General features: G+C 70.4%; 19 protein-coding genes. 7 read left to right on the plus strand and 12 right to left on the minus strand.

Annotated features, from left to right (window positions below):
* Positions 1-54: 54 nt before the first annotated feature.
* A complete protein-coding gene (locus ICN82_RS02590) occupies positions 55-1,059 on the plus strand; it encodes an extracellular catalytic domain type 1 short-chain-length polyhydroxyalkanoate depolymerase (RefSeq protein WP_193179280.1) in 1,005 nt (334 codons plus the stop codon).
* Between the two features lie 6 nt (positions 1,060-1,065).
* Here the strand turns inward: ICN82_RS02590 and ICN82_RS02595 are convergent, their stop codons facing one another.
* The 3 genes from ICN82_RS02595 to hemC form a co-directional block, all read right to left on the minus strand.
* The gene (locus ICN82_RS02595; protein WP_193179281.1) at positions 1,066-1,833 is read right to left on the minus strand and encodes a hypothetical protein; all 768 of its coding nucleotides are present in this window, start codon (positions 1,831-1,833) and stop codon (positions 1,066-1,068) included.
* 96 nt (positions 1,834-1,929) lie between these two features.
* Positions 1,930-2,847, minus strand: coding sequence for a polyphosphate kinase 2 (gene ppk2, locus ICN82_RS02600; RefSeq protein ID WP_193179282.1), 918 nt, complete (start codon positions 2,845-2,847; stop codon positions 1,930-1,932).
* Between the two features lie 139 nt (positions 2,848-2,986).
* Positions 2,987-3,946 (minus strand): hydroxymethylbilane synthase, encoded by a 960-nt coding sequence (hemC, locus tag ICN82_RS02605; protein ID WP_193179283.1) that lies wholly within the window; start codon positions 3,944-3,946, stop codon positions 2,987-2,989.
* Positions 3,947-4,052: 106 nt separating this feature from the next.
* On the opposite strand from hemC, the gene hemE reads away from it, so the two are divergent.
* Positions 4,053-5,093, plus strand: a complete 1,041-nt coding sequence (hemE, locus tag ICN82_RS02610) for a uroporphyrinogen decarboxylase (RefSeq protein WP_193179284.1) — start codon at positions 4,053-4,055, stop codon at positions 5,091-5,093.
* A gap of 223 nt (positions 5,094-5,316) precedes the next feature.
* Here hemE and ICN82_RS02615 read toward each other — a convergent pair whose 3' ends face one another.
* Together ICN82_RS02615 and ICN82_RS02620 are read right to left on the minus strand one after the other, a co-directional pair.
* Positions 5,317-5,682: a cell division protein ZapA gene (locus ICN82_RS02615; RefSeq protein WP_193179285.1), complete on the minus strand. Its 366-nt coding sequence runs from the start codon at positions 5,680-5,682 to the stop codon at positions 5,317-5,319.
* Positions 5,675-6,811 (minus strand): coiled-coil domain-containing protein, encoded by a 1,137-nt coding sequence (locus tag ICN82_RS02620; protein ID WP_193179286.1) that lies wholly within the window; start codon positions 6,809-6,811, stop codon positions 5,675-5,677. The genes ICN82_RS02615 and ICN82_RS02620 overlap by 8 nt, the downstream gene beginning before the upstream one ends.
* Positions 6,812-7,073: 262 nt before the next feature.
* Between ICN82_RS02620 and tkt the strand changes: the two genes are divergently transcribed.
* Positions 7,074-9,092: a transketolase gene (gene tkt, locus ICN82_RS02625; RefSeq protein WP_193179287.1), complete on the plus strand. Its 2,019-nt coding sequence runs from the start codon at positions 7,074-7,076 to the stop codon at positions 9,090-9,092.
* Positions 9,093-10,300: 1,208 nt separating this feature from the next.
* On the opposite strand, the gene ICN82_RS02630 is transcribed toward tkt, so the two are convergent.
* Complete coding sequence (locus ICN82_RS02630; protein ID WP_193179288.1) at positions 10,301-11,065, minus strand: hypothetical protein; 765 nt, start codon at positions 11,063-11,065, stop codon at positions 10,301-10,303.
* Positions 11,066-11,136: 71 nt separating this feature from the next.
* Here ICN82_RS02630 and ICN82_RS02635 point away from each other — a divergent pair, with 71 nt between their 5' ends.
* Together ICN82_RS02635 and ICN82_RS02640 are read left to right on the plus strand one after the other, a co-directional pair.
* Complete coding sequence (locus ICN82_RS02635; protein ID WP_193179289.1) at positions 11,137-12,465, plus strand: HlyC/CorC family transporter; 1,329 nt, start codon at positions 11,137-11,139, stop codon at positions 12,463-12,465.
* A gap of 434 nt (positions 12,466-12,899) precedes the next feature.
* Positions 12,900-13,565, plus strand: a complete 666-nt coding sequence (locus tag ICN82_RS02640) for an invasion associated locus B family protein (RefSeq protein ID WP_193179290.1) — start codon at positions 12,900-12,902, stop codon at positions 13,563-13,565.
* A 52-nt stretch (positions 13,566-13,617) separates the two neighbouring features.
* On the opposite strand, the gene ICN82_RS02645 is transcribed toward ICN82_RS02640, so the two are convergent.
* From ICN82_RS02645 to lpxD, 3 genes are read right to left on the minus strand one after another with little or no spacing between them, the layout of a single operon-like run.
* On the minus strand, positions 13,618-14,826 hold the full coding sequence (locus ICN82_RS02645) for a beta-ketoacyl-[acyl-carrier-protein] synthase family protein (RefSeq protein WP_193179292.1): 1,209 nt from the start codon (positions 14,824-14,826) through the stop codon (positions 13,618-13,620).
* A complete protein-coding gene (locus ICN82_RS02650; RefSeq protein WP_193179294.1) occupies positions 14,823-15,086 on the minus strand; it encodes an acyl carrier protein in 264 nt (87 codons plus the stop codon). Before ICN82_RS02650 ends, ICN82_RS02645 begins: the two co-directional genes overlap by 4 nt.
* Positions 15,087-15,119: 33 nt before the next feature.
* Positions 15,120-16,211, minus strand: coding sequence for a UDP-3-O-(3-hydroxymyristoyl)glucosamine N-acyltransferase (gene lpxD, locus ICN82_RS02655; RefSeq protein ID WP_193179296.1), 1,092 nt, complete (start codon positions 16,209-16,211; stop codon positions 15,120-15,122).
* Between the two features lie 380 nt (positions 16,212-16,591).
* Here lpxD and ICN82_RS02660 point away from each other — a divergent pair, with 380 nt between their 5' ends.
* Positions 16,592-17,158, plus strand: coding sequence for a YcbK family protein (locus ICN82_RS02660; protein ID WP_193179298.1), 567 nt, complete (start codon positions 16,592-16,594; stop codon positions 17,156-17,158).
* A 43-nt stretch (positions 17,159-17,201) separates the two neighbouring features.
* Here ICN82_RS02660 and ICN82_RS02665 read toward each other — a convergent pair whose 3' ends face one another.
* A complete protein-coding gene (locus ICN82_RS02665; RefSeq protein WP_193179299.1) occupies positions 17,202-17,810 on the minus strand; it encodes an enoyl-CoA hydratase/isomerase family protein in 609 nt (202 codons plus the stop codon).
* On the minus strand, positions 17,807-18,562 hold the full coding sequence (locus tag ICN82_RS02670; RefSeq protein WP_193179301.1) for an SDR family oxidoreductase: 756 nt from the start codon (positions 18,560-18,562) through the stop codon (positions 17,807-17,809). Before ICN82_RS02670 ends, ICN82_RS02665 begins: the two co-directional genes overlap by 4 nt.
* A gap of 91 nt (positions 18,563-18,653) precedes the next feature.
* On the opposite strand from ICN82_RS02670, the gene ICN82_RS02675 reads away from it, so the two are divergent.
* Positions 18,654-20,135 (plus strand): DUF2125 domain-containing protein, encoded by a 1,482-nt coding sequence (locus ICN82_RS02675; protein ID WP_193179303.1) that lies wholly within the window; start codon positions 18,654-18,656, stop codon positions 20,133-20,135.
* Positions 20,136-20,484: 349 nt separating this feature from the next.
* On the opposite strand, the gene ftsA is transcribed toward ICN82_RS02675, so the two are convergent.
* Positions 20,485-21,816 (minus strand): cell division protein FtsA, encoded by a 1,332-nt coding sequence (ftsA, locus tag ICN82_RS02680; RefSeq protein WP_193179305.1) that lies wholly within the window; start codon positions 21,814-21,816, stop codon positions 20,485-20,487.
* Positions 21,817-21,821 lie beyond the last annotated feature (5 nt).

The raw sequence follows: 21,821 nt of genomic DNA on the forward strand, positions 1-21,821 counted from the left end.
GCCGGAGCGGGCGCGATGCGATAGGATGCCCCGACCCCAGCCGGAGGAGACCCCATGCCCGCATCGCCGCCCGTTGCCGCCATCCTGTTCGGTCTTGCCGCCGCCTTCGGCACGGCGCTGCCGGGCACGGCCGGAACACTGGTCCGCGACACCCTGCCTGCCGCCGCCCATCCCGAAAGCCGGGACCGCGACTATGCGCTCTATCTTCCCGACGGGCTCCCCGCCGATGGCAGCGCGGCGCTGGTGACGGTGCTGCATGGCTGCAAGCAGACCCAGGACGACATGCTGGAGCAGACCGGGTTCCGCGCGCTGGCCGATGTCGAGGGCTTCGCCGTGCTCTACCCCTTCATCACCAGCTATGACGGGCGGCGCAGCGAGAATTGCTGGGGCTTCTGGATCGACCATCACCGCCATGAGGGGGCCGGCGAGCCCGCCGATCTGCGCCGGTTGATCGCGGCGGCCGAGACCCGCGCGGGCACCGATCCCGCGCGGCGCTATGTGGCGGGGCTGAGTTCCGGCGCCGCCATGTCGGTGGTCATGGCCGTCGCCTGGTCCGAGGACATCGCCGCGGCGGGCGCGGTGGCCGGGCTGGGCTATGCCGAGGATGCCTGGGCGGTGCGGACCCTGCCGGGCTGTTCCTGGCCGGTCTGGACCGACACGCCCGAGGAGATGGTCGAGGAGATGCGCGCCGAGCAGGACGCGCCCGGCGAGGACCGGCTGGTGCCGCTGATGGTGATGCACAGCCTCAATGACTGCCGCGTGCCGGTGCAGAACGGCCAGGCGCTGGCCGCGTCCTGGATCCGCCGCTACGACGCCCTGCCCGATCCCGTCTCGCAGAGCGATTGCAGCGACGACGCCATCCCCTGCCTGCAGTCCCGTTTCGAGGATGCGCAGGGGCGCGAGGTGCTGGAAACCGTGTTCTTCGAGGGGCCCGACATCAGCGGCACGCATTACTGGCCGGGCGACGGCACCGGCGACTATGCCCGGCCCGAAGGTCCGCCCGCCGCGCAGCTCCTGTGGGCGTTCTTCCGCGACAAGCGCCTGGATCCCGCGCCCTGAGCGGGATCAGAACCGGTAGGAGACGCCCAGCACCGGCCCCGAATAGGTCGGCTGCATCTCCAGGGGCCCGTCCTCGTAATCGAAGGTGAAGTATTTCCACCCGCCGAAGGCGCGCCAGCCGTTGGACCATTGCCGGTCGATGGTGATCTCCGCAGAGGTGCTGAATTCCGAGCCGGCCCCGAACCCGCCCAGATCGATCCAGCCCGCAAGCCCCCAGGCGTCGTTCCAGACATGTTTCGCCCGCAGCGCGACGACCGGGTCGGTGAATTCGACGCGCTTGCCGAAATCGCGCCGCGTCTCGCGGCCGAAGGCGGCCAGCGAGGCATCGACATCCATGTCGATGGAGACATAGCGCAGCCCGCCCAGCAGATCGGCGGTCAGCCGCCCCGCCTGCGTCGCGCGATCCGTCACGCGATAGCCCGCGAAGCCCTGCACCGTCCATTGCGCCATGCCCGCGCGTGCCTCGACCGAGACCGGCCCGCGCGAGGTCTCGGCCTCGAACCCGTCGAGATCCATGTATTCGGCACGGGCGAAATAGATCCAGTTGCCGCGGCGATGCTCGGCATAGGCCAGGACAAGCCCCTCCAGCGCGTCCCAGACATCGCCGAAGGGCAGGTCGATATCCATCTCGGCCCCGCCCGCGGAGGCATCGCCGCCGATCGCCACGCCAAAGCCGTAGATCCCGATCTCGGTCTCGATCCCGGGCGCCTGCTGCGCCGCGACCGGACCGGCCGCCGCCGCCAGGGCCAGCCCGCAGGCCGCCAGATATCGCATGAAAGATCCCCCGTGCCGCGGAAGGCGCGATCCGCCTCCCCTCGCGGATATGTGACCGCTCCCGCGGCGGCGGGTCAAGCCCGCCGCCCGGGGGGGTCAGTATTTCGACGGCACGTAGAGTTCCGGCGGCAGCACCGAGCGTTCGTATTCGGGATTGTACTTGCGCTCGGGCAGCGCGACCTCCTCATGCGGCACCGGCTCGTAGGGGATCATCGACAGGAGATGGTCGATGCAGTTCAGCCGCGCGCGTTTCTTGTCATTGCCGGGCACGATGTACCAGGGCGCCTCGGGGATGTTGGTGCGCGCCATCATCTCTTCCTTGGCCAGGGTGTAATCCTCCCAGCGGACGCGGCTCTGCAGATCCATCGGCGACAGCTTCCACTGCTTCAGCGGGTCGTGGATGCGCATCAGGAACCGCATCTGCTGTTCCTCGTCGGTGATCGAGAACCAGTACTTGATGACCCGGATCCCCGAGCGCACCAGCATCCTCTCGAATTCCGGCACGTCCTCGAAGAACTGCTCCACCTGGCCCTCATCGGCAAAGCCCATGACGCGCTCCACCCCGGCGCGGTTGTACCAGGACCGGTCGAACAGCACGATTTCCCCGGCGGCGGGCAGATGCGGCACGTAGCGCTGGAAATACCACTGGGTCTTCTCGCGCTCCGACGGCGCCGGCAGCGCCACGACCCGGCAGACCCGCGGATTCAGCCGCTGGGTGATGCGCTTGATGACGCCGCCCTTGCCCGCGCTGTCGCGGCCCTCGAACAGCACCACGACCTTCTCGCCCGAGTATTTCACCCAGTCATGCATCTTGATCAGTTCGGACTGCAGGAACAGCAGCTTGCGGAAATAATCCTTGCGCTCCAGGCTGGGAGGATGCGCCTTCTCGTAGATCTTGCGGATCTCCAGGGACAGCGCCGGTTCGGACATCTCCAGCTCGTAATCCTCGTCCAGCGTGTCGGCAAGCTCCGCCTCCAGCCAGTCCATCTCATGGGGGTCTTTCTGTCCGTCCATCATCGGTCTCCGCTTGGCCCGCGGGCCAGGCGGGCTGTTCAGGCCGCCCTATAGCAACGGGGCCGCGACAGATTTGTGACAACCTGCCTCCCGGGGGGCAAGTCCCGGGCGATGACCCGGCGGCAGCCGCGAAACGGGCTCAGCCGCGCCAGTCGAAGAATCCCGGCGCCGCCCGCGCCAGCAACCGCGCCGCGAGGGCCCGGCCGAGTTCCGCCGCATCGAGCAGCGGCGCGCGGCCCTCCTCGGCCAGCGCCTCGGACCCGTCCGGGCGCAGGATCTCGCCGCGCAGCCAGATATCGCCGCCCTCGTGGATCGCCAGCCCCGCGATCGGCGTCTCGCAGGAGCCGTCCAGCGCCGCCAGGAAGGCCCGCTCCGCCGCCAGCCTCTCGGCGGTGGGGATGTCGTGGATCGGCTCCAGCATCGCGGCGGCCCGGGTGTCGGCGCTGCGCCGCTCGATGCCGATGGCGCCCTGCGCGACGGCGGGCAGCATCTCCTCGGGGTCGATCGCGCCCTTGGCCAGGTCGGACAGGCCCAGCCGGTTCAGCCCGGCCATTGCCAGGAAGGTCGCCTGCGCCACCCCGTCCTGCAGCTTGCGCATCCGCGTCTGCACATTGCCGCGGAATTCCACCAGCTGCAGGTCGGGACGCCGGTTGGCCAGCTGCGCGCGGCGGCGCAGCGAGGAGGAGCCCACCACCGCGCCCTCGGGCAGATCGGCGATGGACCCCGCCTGCGCGGAGATGAAGGCATCGCGCACATCCTCGCGCGGCAGGTAGCAGTCGATCACCAGGCCCGTGGGCTGCTCGGTCGGCATGTCCTTCATGGAATGGACCGCCAGGTCGATATCGCCGCGGGTCAGCGCCTCCTCGATCTCGCGGGTGAACAGCCCCTTGTTGCCGATCTCTTTCAGCGGACGGTCGGCGGCGATCAGCGCGCGGTTGTCCCCGGTCGTGTGGATCACGACCACCTCGAAGGCCTCGCGCGGCAGATCATGCGCGGCCGCCAGCCGGTCGCAGGTCTCGTTGGCCTGGGCCAGCGCCAGCGGCGAACCGCGCGTGCCGAGTTTCAGGGGGTCAGCGGGGGAAGGCAAGGTGAAGCTCATGCCTTCGCTTTACCGCCCGCGCCGCGGCGAGGCAATCGCCCGGCGGGCGCGCATTGACTTTGCGCCCCCGCACCGGCAGTCACGCCCCCAGCAGTGAGAGGACAGGATGGCACAGATGAAGACGATCCTTCGCGCCCTGAACGGCGAAACCCAGCCGGTGCCGCCCGTCTGGATGATGCGGCAGGCCGGACGCTACCTGCCCGAATACCGCGCCACGCGCGCCCGGGCCGGGGACTTCCTGACCCTGTGCTACACGCCGGACCTGGCCGCGGAAGTGACGCTCCAGCCGATCCGCCGCTATGGTTTCGACGCGGCGATCCTGTTCGCCGACATCCTGCTGATCCCCGATGCCCTGGGGGCCGAGGTCGGCTTCGTCAAGGGCGAGGGCCCGAAGCTGTCCACCGTGACCACAGATGCCGATTTCGCCCGGCTGGGCGATGCCGAGGGCGTCCATGCCACGCTGTCGCCGGTCTACGAGACGCTGCGCATCCTACGCGGCGCCCTGCCCGCCGAGACCGCGCTGATCGGCTTTGCCGGGGCGCCCTGGACGGTGGCCACCTACATGATCGCAGGCCATGGCACGCCCGATCAGGGGCCCGCGCACCGGCTGAAGGACGAGAACCGCGCCTTGTTCGACGCGCTGATGGCGCGGCTGACGGAAGCCACGATCGAGTATCTCTCGGCCCAGATCGAGGCCGGGGCCGAGGTGGTCAAGCTGTTCGACAGCTGGGCGGGATCCCTCGAGGGGCCCGATTTCGCCGCCTATTCCCTGGGGCCCATCCGCGCCATCACCCATGCCCTCCAGCAGCGTCATCCCGGCGTGCCGGTCATCGCCTTCCCGCGCGGGACCAGCCGCGCGAATTACGTGACCTTCGCGCAGGAAACGGGCGTCCGGGCCGTGGCGATCGACGAGCATGCCGATGCCGACTGGGCGGCGCAGGCGCTGCAGCCGCTGACCTGCGTGCAGGGCAATCTGGCGCCGGGCCACATGGTCACCGGAGGCGCGCCGCTGGTCGAGGAGGTGCGGCGCATCCGCCGCGCCCTGTCGGGGGGGCCGCATATCTTCAATCTCGGCCATGGCATCACGCCCGATGCCGATCCCGAGAATGTGGCGCTGATGATCGAGACCCTGCGCGAAACGGCTTGATCGCCCCGCCGCGCGGCTTCGGCCGCCGCGCGATGGCCCCACGCCCGATTCCGGTTCCGGAAACCTCCCGCCGATGGGCCGGACCCTGTGCGGCGGGCTGCAAGACGGCGTGACGGCATCTGCGCCGGGGACCGCCTCCCCCGGCCGGGGGCCGGTCCGCTTCGCCGCGCGGACCCGCATCATGCATCCCCGGCCGCCCCCGCGGGGCGCGCCGGGACCGGGATCACTCGCCCGCCATCTCCGCCGCGGCCTCCGCGCGGGCGGCCAGCGCCTCCAGGCGGGCGGCCATCTCTTCGGTCATCGGCCCGGGTTCGGCAGCGCGTGCGCCGAGTTCCTCCACCAGCGCCTGCTGGCTGGCCAGCTGCGCCGAGAGATCGGCCAGCTGGTCCTCCAGACCCGCGGTCTTGTCGGCCAGCATAAGCCCGGCCATCAGCAGCATGCGCAGTTCCGGCATGCGGCCGATCTGCTGGGCCAGGGTCTGCGCCTCGGCATCCAGCATCCGTGCCGCCGTCTCGAGGAAGGGCTGCTCGCCCTCCTGGCAGGCGACATCGAAATCGCGCCCGCCGATGGAAATGGTGACCTCAGGCATGTCCGTCCTCCTTCAGCGCGGGTTCCAGCGCGGCCAGGATACTGTCAAGCTCGGCGCGGTCGGCGGCGCGGGCCGCCTCCAGTGCCTCCAGATCGGCCTTCAGCGCGGCATCCACCAGCGACGCCTCCGACAGGCCCGTCTCGATGGCACCGCGCAGCGCGGCATTGTTGGTGCGCAGCTGCGCATTCACCCGCTGCAATTCCGCCAGCACCGCCTCGGAGCGGCTGAGCAGCCCCTGCATCGCCTCGGTCTCCCCGCGGGCGGCCATGGCGCGCGCCTCGGCCCCGCCCCGGGTCTCCTGCAGGCCCGCCATTGCGGCCCTTGCCTCCTCCAGCTCGGCCTGAAGGGCGGCCAGACGTTCCTGCCCGGCCTCAAGATTGGCTTCGGCCTGCTCTGCGCGGGCCCGGGCCGCGGCCAGATCGGGGCGCATCTGGTCCAGCTCCGCCGTGGCGGCGGCCAGGTCCTCGCCCGCGCTGCGCGACTGCTCCAGCTCGGCGGTGACGCGTTCTGCCTCGGCGCTCCATTGCTCCACCTCGCTGGAGAGCCGCTCGGCCTGCGCGCGGGCCTCTTCCAGCTCGGCGGAAAGCCGCGCAGCCTCGGTCCCGGCGGCCTCCTGCTCGGCGGAAAGCCGCGCGTTTTCCTCGCGGGCCCCGGCAAGTTCCTGCTCCAGCTGCGCGACGGAGGCCTGCGCGGCGCCGAGATCCTGCGCGATGCGCGCCGCCTCGCCGTCATCCTGCGGCAGCGACACCCCGGCCTCGCTGCGCGCGGCCTGCGCCTCCTCCAGCTCGACGCCAAGCCGCGCCAGCGCCTCCTGCGCCTCGGCCAGCTCGGCGGAAAGGCGGGCGACATCCGCCGCATCCTCCGCCCCGTCATGCTGCGGCGCGGCGGCGGCGGCCTCGAGTTCCGCAACCCTTGCCTCCGCGGCTTCTGCGCGGGCCACGGCCTCTGCCAGCGCGGCATCGCCGGGCTCCAGATCCTCCAGCGCATCGCGCGCCTCGGCCGCCGCGGTTTCGGCTGCGCGCGCGCGCGCGCGCTCCTGCGCCAGCGCCTCGGCCAGTCCCGCCACGCGCTCTTCGATGGCGCCCATGGCTGCCTCGAAGCGCGCGGCTATCGTTTCCAATTCGCTCATATCCCGTCCTGTCGCGGTGCCGCCCGGTTCCTCTTCGATGGCCCATGAGTACAGACTTGGCCGGGGGGAGCAAGGCCGGAAGGCGGCCCCGCCCGGCGGCAATTCCCCGTTAACCAGAACATGCCCGACCTCCTTAGCGCTTGCACATTACTGATGTGTTGCTAAGAGGCGGGCCGACGCGCCCCGCTGCGGGGTGCCCGAAACGCCGCATGGATGCCGCTTTGCCGGCCATCAACCACCCCGCCGGACGAGGAGACCTCACGTGACCATCACTCCCGCGCAAGAGACCCATCCCGACCACTGGAAGAAGGCCGCCGCGATCCGCACGCTGACGCTGGACGCCGTGGCCGCGGCCAATTCCGGCCATTCCGGCATGCCGATGGGGATGGCGGACGTGGCGACCGTGCTCTACGAGAAGCATCTGAAATTCGACGCCGCCGCCCCCGGCTGGCCGGATCGCGACCGGTTCATCCTGTCTGCGGGGCACGGCTCGATGCTGCTCTACGCGCTGCTGCATCTCACCGGCTCGCCGGAGATGACCCTCGACGAGCTGAAGAATTTCCGCCAGTGGGGCGCCAGGACCGCCGGGCATCCCGAATACGGCCACGCGCCGGGGATCGAGACCACCACCGGCCCGCTGGGCCAGGGCATCGCCACCGCCGTCGGCTTCGCCATGGCCGAGGAAGTGCTGCGCGCCCGCTACGGCCGCAAGCTGGTGGATCACTACACCTGGTGCATCGCCGGCGACGGCTGCCTGATGGAAGGCGTCTCCCAGGAGGCGATCGGCCTGGCCGGCAAGCAGGAGCTGTCGAAGCTGATCGTGCTGTGGGACAACAACAACATCACCATCGACGGCACCGTCGACATGGCGGACCGCACCGACCAGATGGCGCGGTTCCGCGCCTCCGGCTGGTCGGTCTTCGAATGCGACGGGCATGACCCCGAGGAAATCGACCAGGCCATCACCGAGGCGAAGAAATCCCAGAAGCCCTCGATGATCGCCTGCCGCACGCATATCGCGCTCGGCTCCGCGGCCCAGGACACGTCGAAGGGCCACGGGGCGCTGACCGATGCCGGGCTGGTGGCCGATACCAAGGCCGCCTATGGCTGGCATCACGGCCCCTTCGAGGTGCCCGCCGATGTCAAATCCGCCTGGGAAGCCATCGGCGCGCGCGGCGCAGCCGATCACGCCGCCTGGCGCGACCGCCTGGACGCCGTCTCCGCGTCGCGCCAGGCCGAATTCGCCCGCGTCATGGCAGGCGATCCGCCCAAGCGCCTGGCCGCCACCGTCCGCGCGCTGAAGAAATCCTTCGCCGAGGACATGCCCAAGCTGGCCACCCGCGCTGCCAGCCAGAAGGCGCTGGACGCGATCAACCCGATCGCGCCGGAAACCCTGGGCGGCTCGGCCGACCTGACCGGGTCGAACAACACCAAGGCCGGCGGGATCGAGGTCTTCGAGCCCGGCAACCGCAAGGGACGCTACGTCCATTACGGCATCCGCGAACACGGCATGGCCGCGGCGATGAACGGCCTGGCGCTGCATGGCGGGGTCAAGCCCTATGGCGGCACCTTCATGTGCTTTGCCGACTATGCCCGCGGGGCGATGCGCCTCTCGGCGCTGATGGGCGTTCCGGCAGTCTATGTGCTGAGCCATGATTCCATCGGCCTGGGCGAGGACGGCCCGACCCACCAGCCGGTGGAACACCTGGCGATGCTGCGCGCGACGCCCAACACCCTGGTGATCCGTCCGGCGGATGCCACCGAGACGGCCGAAGCCTGGGAGATCGCGCTGGAGCAGAAATCCACGCCCTCCGTCCTGGCCCTCTCGCGCCAGGGCACGCCCGCCCTGCGCGACAGCTACTCGGCCAAGAACCTGACGGCGCGCGGCGGCTACATCATGGCCGAGGCCACCGGCAAGCGCCAGGCGATCCTGATGGCCACCGGCACCGAGGTCGCCATCGCCATGGAGGCCCGCAAGCTGCTGGAGGCCGACGGCATCGGCACCCGCGTCGTGTCCATGCCCTGCTGGGAGCTGTTCGAGCAGCAGGACGAGGCCTGGCGCCGCAAGGTCCTGCCGGCGGGTCCGGTCCGCGTGGCCGTCGAGGCGGGCCTGCGCTTCGGCTGGGACCGCTGGCTCTGCGACGAGCGCGGGCGCCGGGAAAAGGCGGGGTTCATCGGGATGGAAGGCTTCGGCGCCTCCGCCCCGGCCGAGGTGCTCTACGAGAAATTCGGCATCACCGCCGAAGCCGCGGCGCAGAAGGTTCGCGACCTTCTGGGCTGAGCCCGGTCCGGCTCCTGCCCGGCCCCGCGCCGGACAGGACCCCTCCCGCAGGTCGCGGTCGACAGCACCCGGCCTGCACCGCCGCCCCGGCGGGGCGGGCCCATCCGCCTCCCGCATCGGCTCACCTGACGGGCAGGGCTGGCAGCCCGGGATTTCCGCAGGCGCCGCGCCGGTCGCCCCCCGTCGCCGCCGCCCTGGCCAGACCATGTCCGCGCCGGAGAGAACAGGCCGCCTGCGCCCTTGCCGGTCGACATGTCGGCATCGCCATCCGCCGGGAGCGGCCCCGCACCGGCCTCCGGCCCAGCCCAGCCCCTCCCGCAGCCCCGGATCGGCGCGACAGGGCCCTTCGCCCGCCGCCATGTCCGGCCAGCCGGTCCCCCGGGCGGATGCAGGAACCCCGTCGAACTCTCCTCCCGATCCGGTCCCTGCAGCGTCTCCGTCCTCGGACAGACCGCATCATCCAGCCCTTGCTATGGACCCGCACGCGCCCTCCGACCGGGGCGGCGCCCCCCTTCCAGAAGAGGCGGGACATGCTGCAGGGGCCGCTCCGCCCCCGCCGCCGGGTCCTGCGGCGAAGCGCGGGCGAACGCCCTCCCGGGCAATCCGCGGACCGGCCGGCGGCAGCAGGGCCGACCGGAAGGCCGGGTCCTGTCCGCCGGTCACGCCGATGCCCTGCCCCATCCTCCCTGCGGATCGGCCCCGTCGGCGCCTGGCATGACCGCCCCCGGGGCCGGGACGATGAGTCCCGATCGCATGAGACCGGCCGTGACCGGGACGCGCCAGCCACTCCTCCGGCAACGGAGCCCGTCTCCGCCGCGCGGGACCGCTCCGTCAGGGTGTCGGCAGGGCGCAGACGGGGGGTATCGGCAGCGTTCGCGGCCTTGCCGTTCCGCATCCCGCCCCGCCCTGTCCCGCCCCGGCCTCGAGCCGGGGCCACCTGCCCCGACAAGACAGCGGCTCCTGCCGGGCAGGCCGGGCGAACGCGCCATTGCGGGTCCGCCGGTGCCGTGGATGAGGCCGGAGGCAGCGGCGCCGGGCAGTGCCCGGACCCGAGACCTTCGCCGGGCGCCGACAAGGGCCGTACGGAACCGGAGGGGGCGAAACGGGCGGAAGGACACGCGCCGTTCCGGAACGGAGACGGCGGATGAAAGAAAGGCGCGACCGCCTGATCCGCTCTGCCGCCGATCCCGCCCCGTGCCTCCCGGATGTCAGGCGGCGCGCGGGCCGGGCTGCAATTCCTGCCCCGGCAGGCTGCCGCCGCAAAGCGCAGCCTGCCAGCGCGGATCCAGACCCAGCTGCCGCATCCGGGCGACCGCCCCGCCCAGGTCGTAATCCAGCCGGTGAAGCCGGGCCTGTCCGGCCCGGATCATCACGAACCGGGTCCGGCGGCTGCCATCGCCCGGCGGCAGGCCCAGCATGCCCGTGCCGATCCATTCCACGCCCGCCGCAACGCGCCGGAAGGCCGGGCCCGCCCCGCTGCTGAAAATCGTGTCGCAGCGGCCCAGATGCGGTTCCAGCCGTGCCGCCAGGGCACCAAGATCGCACTCCGGCAGATCGGCTTCCGGTGCCGTGCCTGCGCACGGCGCGATCACGCCATACTGCCGCCCCCGGTGACGGAACACGGCCGCGCCCGGCAGGGCGTCCAGCCACATCCGGTCGCGATCGGGCAGCCGGTCATCGGCCAGCCGGTACCAGTCGCGCCCGGCCAGCGGCCCGCCGCGGCGCGGCCCGGCCCCGAGCCTGCGCTCCGTCTCCGCCGCGAGAACCGGGCCGCCCAGCGTGCGCAGGGTCGAGACCACGGCGCCGGGATCGCCGCAGGGCCCGACCAGCCCGCCGTTACAGATCAGCGCAGCCCGGTCGACGCGGCGCCGCGCCGCCTCCCCCAGCAGGGCCATGAGCGCCTGCAGATTCGAGGCCGGCGCGCCCGAAACCAGGACCGGTCCGTCCAACTGCCCGAGTGCCGCGACCTTCATCGGCTGCCCTTCCTGAACCGCCCGCCCTGCCCTATCATGTGGCTTCCAGTCAGACACAAGGACGTTAAGGAATGGACACCGCCGCCCCGGTTTTCGACGCCGCATTCTGGATCACCACACTCGCGGTGCTGGGATTGCTGGTCATGTCGGGCTTCTTCTCGGGATCGGAAACCGCGCTGACCGCCGCCTCGCGGGGAAAGCTGAAGGCCAAGGCCGATGCCGGCAGCCGCGGCGCCGGCGAGGCGCTGCGGATCACCGAGGACAACGAGCGGCTCATCGGCTCGGTGCTTCTGGGCAACAACCTGGTCAACATCCTCGCCACCTCGCTGACCACGGCGCTGTTCACCCGCGCCTTCGGCGATGGCGGGGCGACGCTGGCCCTGGCGACGCTGATCATGACCTTCCTGGTGCTGATCTTCGCCGAAGTGCTGCCCAAGACCTACGCGATCACCAATGCCGAGGTCGCCGCCGCCGCGGTGGCGCGGCCGATCTCGATCATCATCCGCGTCTTCTCGCCGGTGGTGATGGCCGTGCGCGCGCTGGTGCGCACGGTGCTGAAGCTCTTCGGGGTGGAGACCGACCCCCAGAACAACGTGCTTGCCGTGCGCGAGGAAATCTCGGGCGCGCTGGCGCTGGGGCATTCCGAGGGCGTGGTGCAGAAGGAGGATCGCGACCGGCTGCTGGGCGCGCTCGACCTGGGCGACCGCACGGTCGAGGAGATCATGAAGCATCGCAGCGAAATCGAGATGATCGATGCCGACGCGCCCTCCGAGGAGGTGCTGGCGCAATGCCTGGCCTCGCCGCATACCCGCCTGCCCGTCTTCCGCGAGAGCCACGAGAACATCATCGGCGTGATCCATGCCAAGGACCTGCTGCGCGGCCTGGCGAAGGCCCGCGAGGAGGCCGGGGACGGCGCGGTCCTGCCCGCGGCCTTCGACATCCTCTCGGTCGCGCGCAAGGCCTATTTCGTGCCCGAGACGACCACGCTTGATGACCAGATGCGCCAGTTCCTGAAACGGCACACGCATTTCGCGCTGGTGGTGGACGAATACGGCGTGCTGCAGGGGCTGATCACGCTGGAGGACATCCTGGAGGAGATCGTCGGCGAGATCACCGACGAATTCGACACCGGCGAGACCCAGGGCATCGAACGCGGCCCGGACGGGCAATACGTGGTCGATGGCTGGGTGACGATCCGCGACCTCAACCGCGCCAATGAATGGCAGCTGCCCGATACCGAGGCCAATACCATCGCCGGGCTGGTGATCCACGAGGCCCAGATGATCCCGGTCGTGGGACAGGTGTTCAATTTCCACAATTTCCGCTTCGAGATCCTCGGCCGCGAAAAGAACCGGATCAGCCAGATCCGCATCGCCCCGGTCGGCAGCGCGGCCGGATAGCCCCTGCAGAGGATACCTTAACCTTTGCGCGCTAGTGTCGGGGATGCGGGACACGGGCCGCCCCTCCGGCGGCGCCCGCATCTTCCTCCCTGTTGACCTGGCCACGCCTTCGGGCGTGGCTTTTTTTCGGGCAGCTGCGCCGCCGCGCCGCGTCGCGGGCCATGCGGCCACCGCCTGCCCCGCCTTTCCTGTTGACCGCCTGACGGAGTCGTCCTAGCGTTCCGTCACAACAAGTCGGCCAGTCCGACAGGGAGCAAAATCACATTTAAAAGAGGCCCTCCGGGCCTCTTTTTCTTTGGCGCCCGCATCCGGGCGGGGACGGCGCCGCAGCATGTCCAGGCGCAGGCCCGGCGCCGCAACTGGGGGCCTGACATCCGCCCCGCGCCCGTGCTAGGCCTGCCGCACCGATGCAATCCCGAAAGGATACGCCGATCATGACCATTCGCTTTGGCGCGGGCCTCCTCCTGTCGCTTGCCCTTGCCACGGCAGCGGCCGCGCAGGAAACGGCCCAGCCCGCACCCGCCGAGGCCCCGGCCCCGGACGTCCAGGATGACGGCACCGCGGGCCTCTCTGCCGGGGAGCCGGTCACCCGCGAACGTCCCACCAGCCGCGACCAGGTCGAACAGGGCCAGCTCTACGTGCCGCGCAGCCAGCAGGATTGGGAAATCCGCTGCGCCCGCGCGCCCGACGGCCAGGAAGATCCCTGCCAGATGTACCAGCTGATGCGCGACCAGTCCGGCACGCCGACCGCGGAATTCACGCTGTTCAAGATCGAGGGCTCGTCCTTCGCCGCCGGCGCGCTGGTCGTCACGCCGCTGGAGACGCTGCTGCCGCGGGGCGTCAGCCTGTCGATCGATGGCGCGGGGGCCAAGCGCTACCCGTTCAAGTATTGCAGCGACTCGGGCTGCGTCTCGGAGGTCGGGCTGACCGCCGAGGAGGTCGCCGCGCTGAAGCGCGGGGTCACGGCCACGCTGCAGATCGTGCCGATGGTCGCGCAGAACACCAATGTCGACCTGACCCTGTCGCTGGCAGGCTTCACCGCCGCCTTCGACGGGCTGCCCGCCCGGCGCATGGCGCCCGGCCCGGCTGCCCAGCAGTGACATGCCGGGCGGCGGCCGGGTCATCACCCACGGCCGCCGCCCTCCGCCGGTCTCAGGCGGCGCGCAGCGCCAGAACCGCGTTCAGGCCGCCGAAGGCGAAGGCATTGGACAGCACGACATCGACCTTCGCCTCGCGCGCCTCGTTGGGCACCACGTCCAGCGCGCATTCCGGATCGGCCTCCTCATAGCCGATCGTGGGCGCGATCACCCCGTCGCGCAGCGCCATGATGCAGGCCAGAAGCTCCACCGCCCCGGTGCCGCCGATCAGGTGGCCGTGCATCGACTTGGTCGAGGAGATCATCAGGCTGTCGGCATGCGCCCCGAAGACATCCGCCACGGCGGCGCATTCGGTCTTGTCATTGGCGGCCGTGCCGGTGCCATGGGCGTTGATGTAGCCCACCGCCTCCAGCGGAACGCGCGCATCTTCCACCGCCCCGCGGATCGCCCGCGCGGCTCCCTGTTTCGAGGGCATCACGATATCGGCCGCGTCGGAGGTCATGGCGAAGCCGATCACCTCGGCCAGGATCTCGGCGCCGCGCGCGCGGGCATGCTCGTATTCCTCGAAGACGAAGACGCCCGCGCCCTCGCCCTGGACCATGCCGTTGCGATTGGCCGAGAACGGGCGGCAGGCATCGCGCGACATGACGCGCAGCCCTTCCCAGGCCTTCACCCCGCCGAAGCACAGCATCGATTCCGACCCGCCCGTGACCATGACCGTCGCCATGCCGCAGCGGATCAGGTTGAAAGCCTGGCCCATCGCGTGGTTCGACGAGGCGCAGGCGGTGGCGACGGTGAAGCTCGGCCCCTTGAGATTGAAGGCCATGGAGACATGGCTTGCGGCGGCGTTGTTCATCAGCTTGGGCACGACGAAGGGATGGACGCGGTTCTTGCCCTCCTCGTAGACCGAGCGGTAATTCTCGTCCGAGGTCTGCAGACCGCCGCCCGAGGTGCCCAGCACCACGCCCGAGCGCGCCGCCAGTTCTCCGCCGAAACTCAGCCCCGACTGGGAGATCGCCTCGCGCGCGGCCAGCAGGGTGAATTGCGTGAAACGATCGTAGAGCGCGATCTGCTGGCGATTGAACTCGGCCTCGGGATCATAGCCCTTTACCTGCCCGCCGATCCGGATCGCCAGCCTCTCCACATCGCGGAATTCCAGGGCCCCGATGCCGCAGCGGCCCTCGCGCATCGCCTCGGTGGTCTCGGCGACCGAACGGCCCAGGGGGTTGATCGTCCCCTGGCCGGTAATCACCACGCGCTTCATGCGTGCTGTTCCGCCACCAGCCCCTCGACCGCCCGCACGATGGCGGCAACGGAGGAAATGTCGAACTCGCTGGAAGCGGGATCATTGGCGTTGAACGGGATCTGGATGTCGAAGGCTTCCTCGATGGCGAAGATGCTTTCCACCAGGCCCAGGCTGTCGATCCCCAGATCCTCCAGCGTCTGATCCATGCTCACGTCGCCCTCGTCCAGAACCGCCTGTTCGGCGATGATGCCGATGACCCTGTTTGCCACATCAGCCATGTTCCGACCCCTTCTGCGGATTTGCCGCGTGATCTAGTCGCTTTCCCCCGGCTTTTGAACCGCCTTTTTCAGGGCCGCGACATCCCGGTAGAGCCGCGGCAGCCGGCGCAGCCCCTTGTTGATCTCCATCTGCGTGGACATCTCCACGGCGGGCGAGCCGAGGATCACGCGGCCCGCGGGCACCTTGGTGAAGATCTTGCTGGCCCCGCCCGCGACCACGTCATCGCCGATGGTGATGTTGTCATTCACCCCCACCTGGCCGGCCAGCACCACGCGGTTGCCGATCCTGGTGGAACCTGCAATGCCCACGAGCCCGCACAGAAGGCAATCCTCGCCGATCTGCACGTTGTGTCCGATCTGGACGAGGTTGTCGATCTTGGTGCCGCGGCCGATGCGGGTGGCGCGGATCGTGCCGCTGTCGACAGTCGAATTGGCGCCGATCTCGACATCGTCGCCGATCTCCACGCCCCCGAGGCTGTGGATCCGCGTCCAGGCGGTGTTGCGCGTCTCCTGCCGGTCGCCCAGGCTTTCGCGGACGTTTTCCACCGCCGATTTCTCGGGCGTCACGAAGGAGAACCCGTCGCCGCCGATGGCTGCGCCCGGCTGGACGATCACCCGGTCGCCCAGGGTCACGCGCCGCCCGATCCGGGCGCCGGCGCAAAGCAGCACGTCATCGCCGATCACGCTGTCCTCGGCCACCGAGACATGCGGACAGATCACCGCGCGCGCCCCGATCCGCACCCGCGGCCCGATCACCGCCAGCGGTCCGATGGCGGCGCCCTCGCCGATCTCGGCCGTGGGATCGATCACCGCCGCGGAGTGGATGCCCGGCGCCACCGCGGCGCCCGGATCCAGCGCGCGGGTGATCCCGGCCATGGCATAGCGCGGGCGCGGCACGAACAGCGCCGCCTCCAGCCCGTGGCTCTGCCAGTCGGCCCCGTCCCACATCACCGCCGCACGGGCCCGCCCCGTGCGCAGCCCCTCGGCATAGGCGGGCTGCATCGCCAGCGCCAGGTCGCCGGGACCGGCCGCGGCGGGCTCCGCGGCGCCGGTGATGGCGATGTCGCCCTTGCCTTCCAGCCGCGCATCGAGCGCCGCCGCCAGATCGGAAAGCAGAATGTCCATGAGGGTCCCCCGGGGCTTGTGACGGGGCCGTGTTAGCCCCTCGCGCCGGGGATTGATACCCCGGCCCGCACGGGCGCGGAACACGCATCCGCAAGGCCGCCCCGGCGGAAGGCGCGCCTCATCGTCGGAAGCCGGCGCCCGGGGCCTTCGGTCGCAATTGACGGGGGCGGCGCAGGAACGGTCCGGAATGGGAGAATCAAGCCCACATATTAAGGTATGACCTTTTTCGGCGGATTTATGCTTATAGGGAAAAGGTTCCCCGAAATGACCGGGTTTTTCTTTGCGATTCATCAAATCTATGGCAATTCCCTGTTAGGCAGAAAGCGAATTGAGCCGGAACGGCCGGTCGCGAAATGAGGCAGATCGAGCGGGGACTACAAATGAGCGACAGCGCAAGCTGCGTCAGCAGGCGTACAATACTCAGAGCCTTTGCCGCGACCATGGTCGCAGCAGCACCCACCTATTCCAAGGCCGCGGGTTTCCTGCGCGGCGGGGGCGATATCCGGAAACTCCAGATGTATTCGGGGCGCACCGGCGAGCGGATCGACGTGATCTATTGGATCGACGGCAAGTACATCAAGGAATCCCTCAAGGAAATCAATGTCTTCATGCGCGACTGGCGGCAGAACAAGGCCATCGCGATGGATACCAGGACGCTGGACATCATGTCGGCCTCGCACAACCTCATGGGAACGAGCGAGCCCTATCTGATGCTCTCGGGCTACCGCTCGCCGCAGACCAACGCCTATCTGCGCTCGCGCTCCAGCGGGGTGGCGCGCAACTCGCTGCACATGAAGGGCCAGGCCGCCGACCTGCGGCTGAAATCGCGCTCGGTCGGCCAGATGTCCCAGGCGGCAGCCTCCTTCCAGGCCGGTGGCGTCGGGTCCTATTACGGCTCCAACTTCGTGCACATGGATTGCGGCACGGTCCGCAGCTGGCGCGGCTGATCCCCTGCGCGGGAGGGGCGGCCGCTCCGCCCCCCGCCGCGTTTCAGCGAATCATCTCCTTGATCGCCGCTGCATGAGCGGGGTCCGCGGCCAGTACCACCGCCGCCAGATCGCGTGATGCCGCGTCGAGATCCTCCGCAGGCACCACCCGGTCCACGAGCCCCCAGGCCAGCGCCTCCTCGACACCCACCTTCTGCCCCGCCAGCAACAGCATCGCGGCCCGGCCAGGTCCAGCCAGCCGCGCCAGCCGCACCGGATCGGAGGGCTGCGGCAGGTAGCCCCGCGCCATCACCGGATAGAAAATCTGTGCCCCCGGCACCGCGATGCGCAGGTCGCAGGCCAGCACCATTCCCAGCGCGCCCCCTGCCGCCGTGCCGTTCAGCGCCGCGATGCTGAGCCCGCGGAAGGCCGCGACCGCCCCGGATACCCGTTCCCACAGGGGGTCCGCCGCCAGATCCTCCGCCTCGGTCAGGTCCATCCCCGCCGAAAAGACCCGCCCGGTCCCGGTAAGCACCAGCGCGCGGGCGCGTCCCTGCGCGGTTTCGGCAAACGCCGCCAGATCCGTCAGCATCGCCCGGGTCAGCGCATTGGCCTTCGCCGGGCGGGACAGGCGGGCGACCCACAGATCGCCCCCGCATTCGGTCTCGATCACCCGGTCAGCCCCGCGCGGCGCCGGATCCCGGGGTCGCGCAGCGACACTTCGGTGCCGACCAGGTCCTCCGCCTCCGCGCCGCAAAGCCAGACCAGCACCTGCGCCGGCCAGTCCGCCGGAATATGCTCCGACCAGTCGAGGCGGCTGACGGCATTGACGCCCGAATCGCGGATCTGCTCCTGCATGCCGGTGGCAACCGTACCCGGGCTGAGGCCGATGGCGCGGATGCCGTGGCCGCGGCCTTCCTCGTCCGCGCAGCGTGTCAGCATCGCCGCCCCGGCCTTCGCGCTGCAATAGGCGCTCCAGCCTTCCAGCGGGCGCGAGGCCGCCCCGGAAGAGACGGTCAGGATGGTGCCGCCGCCCTGCGCGATCATCGCCGGCAGGGCCGCGCGCATTCCGTGATAGACGCCCTTGAGATTGATATCGATCGCCTTGCCCCAGTCCTCCGGGTCCGAGGCGGAGAGCGGGGCGATCGGCTCGATCACCCCGGCATTGTTCACCAGCACGTCGATCCGCCCGAAGCTCTGGCGCGTCGCGTCGATGGCGGCCTCCACCTCCCAGTAGCGCGAGACATCGCAGGTGATGGCCACCGCGTCGGGTCCCAGTTCGCCCGCAAGATCGGCGATCGCCTCGCGCGAACGCGCCGCCAGTGCCACGCGCGCCCCCGCGGCAGCGAAGGCGCGCGCGGCAGCCGCCCCGATGCCCCGGCTCGCGCCGGTGATCAGCACTGCCTTCCCGGTCAGATCGGTCATGGTCACTCCTTTGCAAGGCATCGAATTTTCGGACTTCCGCCGCACCCTGCCAGAAGATACGCAAAGGGCAACCCCATCCGGAGACTTGCCCATGCGCCCGCTGCTGCCTGCCCTCGCCCTGATGCTGACGACCGCCGCGCCGCTCCATGCCGAGGTGACGGCAGGCCGGGTCTGGCAGAACTGGCAGGACACCGCGCAGGCCTGGGGGGTCACGCTGCAGGCCCGGTCGGTGACGCCGGGCACGGACGGTCTGACCCTCGGCGGGCTCGGGGCAGAGCTGGATCTGGGGCTGCTGGGCCGGGTGCGGGTCTCGGCGCCCGAGCTGCGCCTGCAGGAAGAGGCGGATGGCGCGGTCTCCGTGCAAGCCGGGGCGCCGCTGGCGATCAGCCATCACGCCGCCTTCGACGACGCCGGCGCGGATTACGCCCTCGACATCGCCATCCCCCGGGGCCAGGGCCGCCTGCGGGCAAGCGGCGTTCCGGGCGGGCTGCGCTATGACTTCACTGCCCCGCGGCTTGACTGGACGGGCGAAAGCCGGATGTCGGCCATGGAAGCGGAGGAACAGGCCACCCCGCTGCAGTCCGGCGCGATGACCGGCAGCGCCGAGGAGATCACCGCGCATTGGCTGGCCGCCGAGGGCGCGGATGCCGGAACCGGCACCGGCGGATACGAGGCGGCCCGCACCAGCCGGGTCCTGCTCCGGACATCTTCGGACGGCACCGAAATCGCGCGCGACACTGCGCTGTCAGAGGATCATTCCGGCTCTCTTGCCATCGAAGCCCGGGACGGCCGGGATCTGCGATTGACGGGCGACATCCGCCGCGCGCGCCTGCAGACACAGGGAACGACTCTGCTGCCCGATATCGCCGAGCTGCCGTTTCTGATCGAAACCAATGACATAAGCAGCAGTTTCGCGATCGCCGACGGGCGCGGCGATTTCGATGGCCGCTACGGGACAAGCAACCTGACGGTGAGCCTTCCCGGGATGCTGCCCGGCCCGCTGGAGTTCTCCAGCGACGCCATGCGCACGCAGCTCGACCTGCCCTATGCGCCCGGCCCCGGCGGCGATACCGCCGAAATGCGGCTGGAGTCGGAGGCGCTCCGCGCCAGCGAGGCCACCTGGGCGCTGGTCGATCCCGATGCCCATATCGACCGCGCGCCAGGGCGGCTGCTGCTTGACCTCGGCGCCGCATTCACCCCGGTTGCGCCCGGTGCGGCCCCGCAGGTCCCCGGCCTGCCGCTGGCGCTGTCGCAGTTCGAGATCCGCGACCTCCTCGTGGCATTCGGCGGCGCAACGCTGACCGGGGCCGGCGCGCTCGATATCGGGACCGGGGCGGACGGGCTGCCGGAACCGGTGGGCACCGTGTCGCTGGCGCTGGAGAACGGGCTGGCGCTGCTGGATGCGCTGGGACAGGCCGGGATCGTCCCGCAGGAGCAGATGTTCGGCATCCGCATGATGCTTGGCGTCGTCGCGACGCGCGATGGCACCGGGGACCGGCTGACCAGCGAGATCGGGCTTCTGCCCGGCCGGAGCCTGTCGCTGAACGGCGTCACGATGCCCGGCATGCCGTAAATCCCGCCGCCGCCAGCGCGGCACGCCGCTCGGCGCCCGGCCACAGCCGCGCCGCGCGCTGCCAGCCCGGACCGCCTATTAAATACGTGCACCGGAAAGGCGGCGGCGGGGCGCCTTTTGCCGCCAGCGTGTCGCATGGCTTGGGTCGGGCCAGGATGCCCGTTCCCGGCGCGGCAGAGAGCCCGGCAAGGGCCGCCTGCCACATCGCCGCCACCGCCGCGGCGGCCGCATCGATGGCGGCGGCCGGTACATCCGGGCACGGGTGCTGCATGGCGTCCTGCCTGCGCGATCAGCCTCGCGGGGCGTGTCGGCATGCATGGAAAAGAAAGGGTCTCCCGCTGCGGGGGGATCACCAGTTTTCCTTCAGCCACTTGACCGCGCGGCGCAGCGAGCGGCCGGGATAGCGTTCGGCCGGGATCTCGAAATCCCACCATTCGTCCTGCGGATGGGCGGCGAACATCGACAGGCCCACGGCCGCCGAGAATCCCGGTCCGGTCGCCGCCTGCGGCAGCCCCTGCACGCGCAGCGGACGGCCCAGACGCACCTGGTGGCCCAGCATCCGCGCGGCCAGCCCCATCAGCCCCGGCACCTGGCTGGCGCCGCCGGTCAGCACGATCTTCTGGCTGGGCAGCGCCTCGAACCCGGCCGCATCCAGGCGTTCGCGCACCGCCTCCAGCGTCTCCTCGACGCGCGGGCGCATGATGCCGATCAGTTCGGACCGGCTGATCTCGCGGCGGTCATGTTCCCAGTCCCCGGTCTCGCCGGTCAGCTCGATCATGTCGCGGTCGTCGCGGCCGGTGGGCACAAGACCCCCATGATAGCACTTGATCTTCTCCGCCAGGCTCAGCGAGATGCCGAAGCCCTTGGAGATGTCCGAGGTCACATGCGCGCCGCCGATGCGCACGCTGTCGGCATAGATCATGTGGCCGCGCATGAAGATGGAAATGCCGGTGGTGCCGCCGCCCATGTCGATGCAGGCCGCGCCGATGGACTGTTCGTCCTCCACCAGCGCCGCGATCCCCGAGGCATAGGCCGAGGAGGCGATCCCCGCCAGTTCCAGATCGCAGCGCTTGACGCAATGCAGAAGGTTGCGCACCACCCCGGCATCGACCGACAGAAGATGCAGGTCGGCGGCCAGCGTGTTGCCCACCTGCCCGCGCGGATCGGTCAGGCCCGACCGGTGGTCGAGCGCGAAATTCACCGGCTGGGCATGCAGGACGGTGCGGTCGGGCCCCAGATCCGGCACCTCGCAGCTGGCCAGCACGGCGGCGATATCCGCCTCGCGCACCGACTCGCCCGACAGGTCGATCTGCCCGGCCAGCCCGTAGCTGCGCGGCCCCGCCCCCGAGAAACAGGCGATCGCGTGATCGACCCGCACCTGCGCCATCTTCTGCGCCGCCTGGACAACGGTGCGCAGGGCGCGTTCGGTTTCCTGCATCACGTCGATCTCGCCGAAGCGCATGCCGCGCGACCGCGTCGTCGCCGCGCCGATCACGCGGAAGCGCGACTGCCCGGCCAGGGGCCCTACCCCGTCCGTGCCCGGCACATGACCGCCATCGAAGCGCAGGATCAGGCAGGTCGTCTGGGAGGTCCCCAGATCGAGGATCGCGACGACGCCCCGCTGCATCGCGGCCTTGCGCATCTGGCGCATCGCCCGCTGGATCTCGTAGAGGTCGATCATCTGCT

Origin of the sequence: Mangrovicoccus algicola, from assembly GCF_014903745.1 — a bacterium.
Taxonomy (GTDB): domain Bacteria; phylum Pseudomonadota; class Alphaproteobacteria; order Rhodobacterales; family Rhodobacteraceae; genus Mangrovicoccus; species Mangrovicoccus algicola.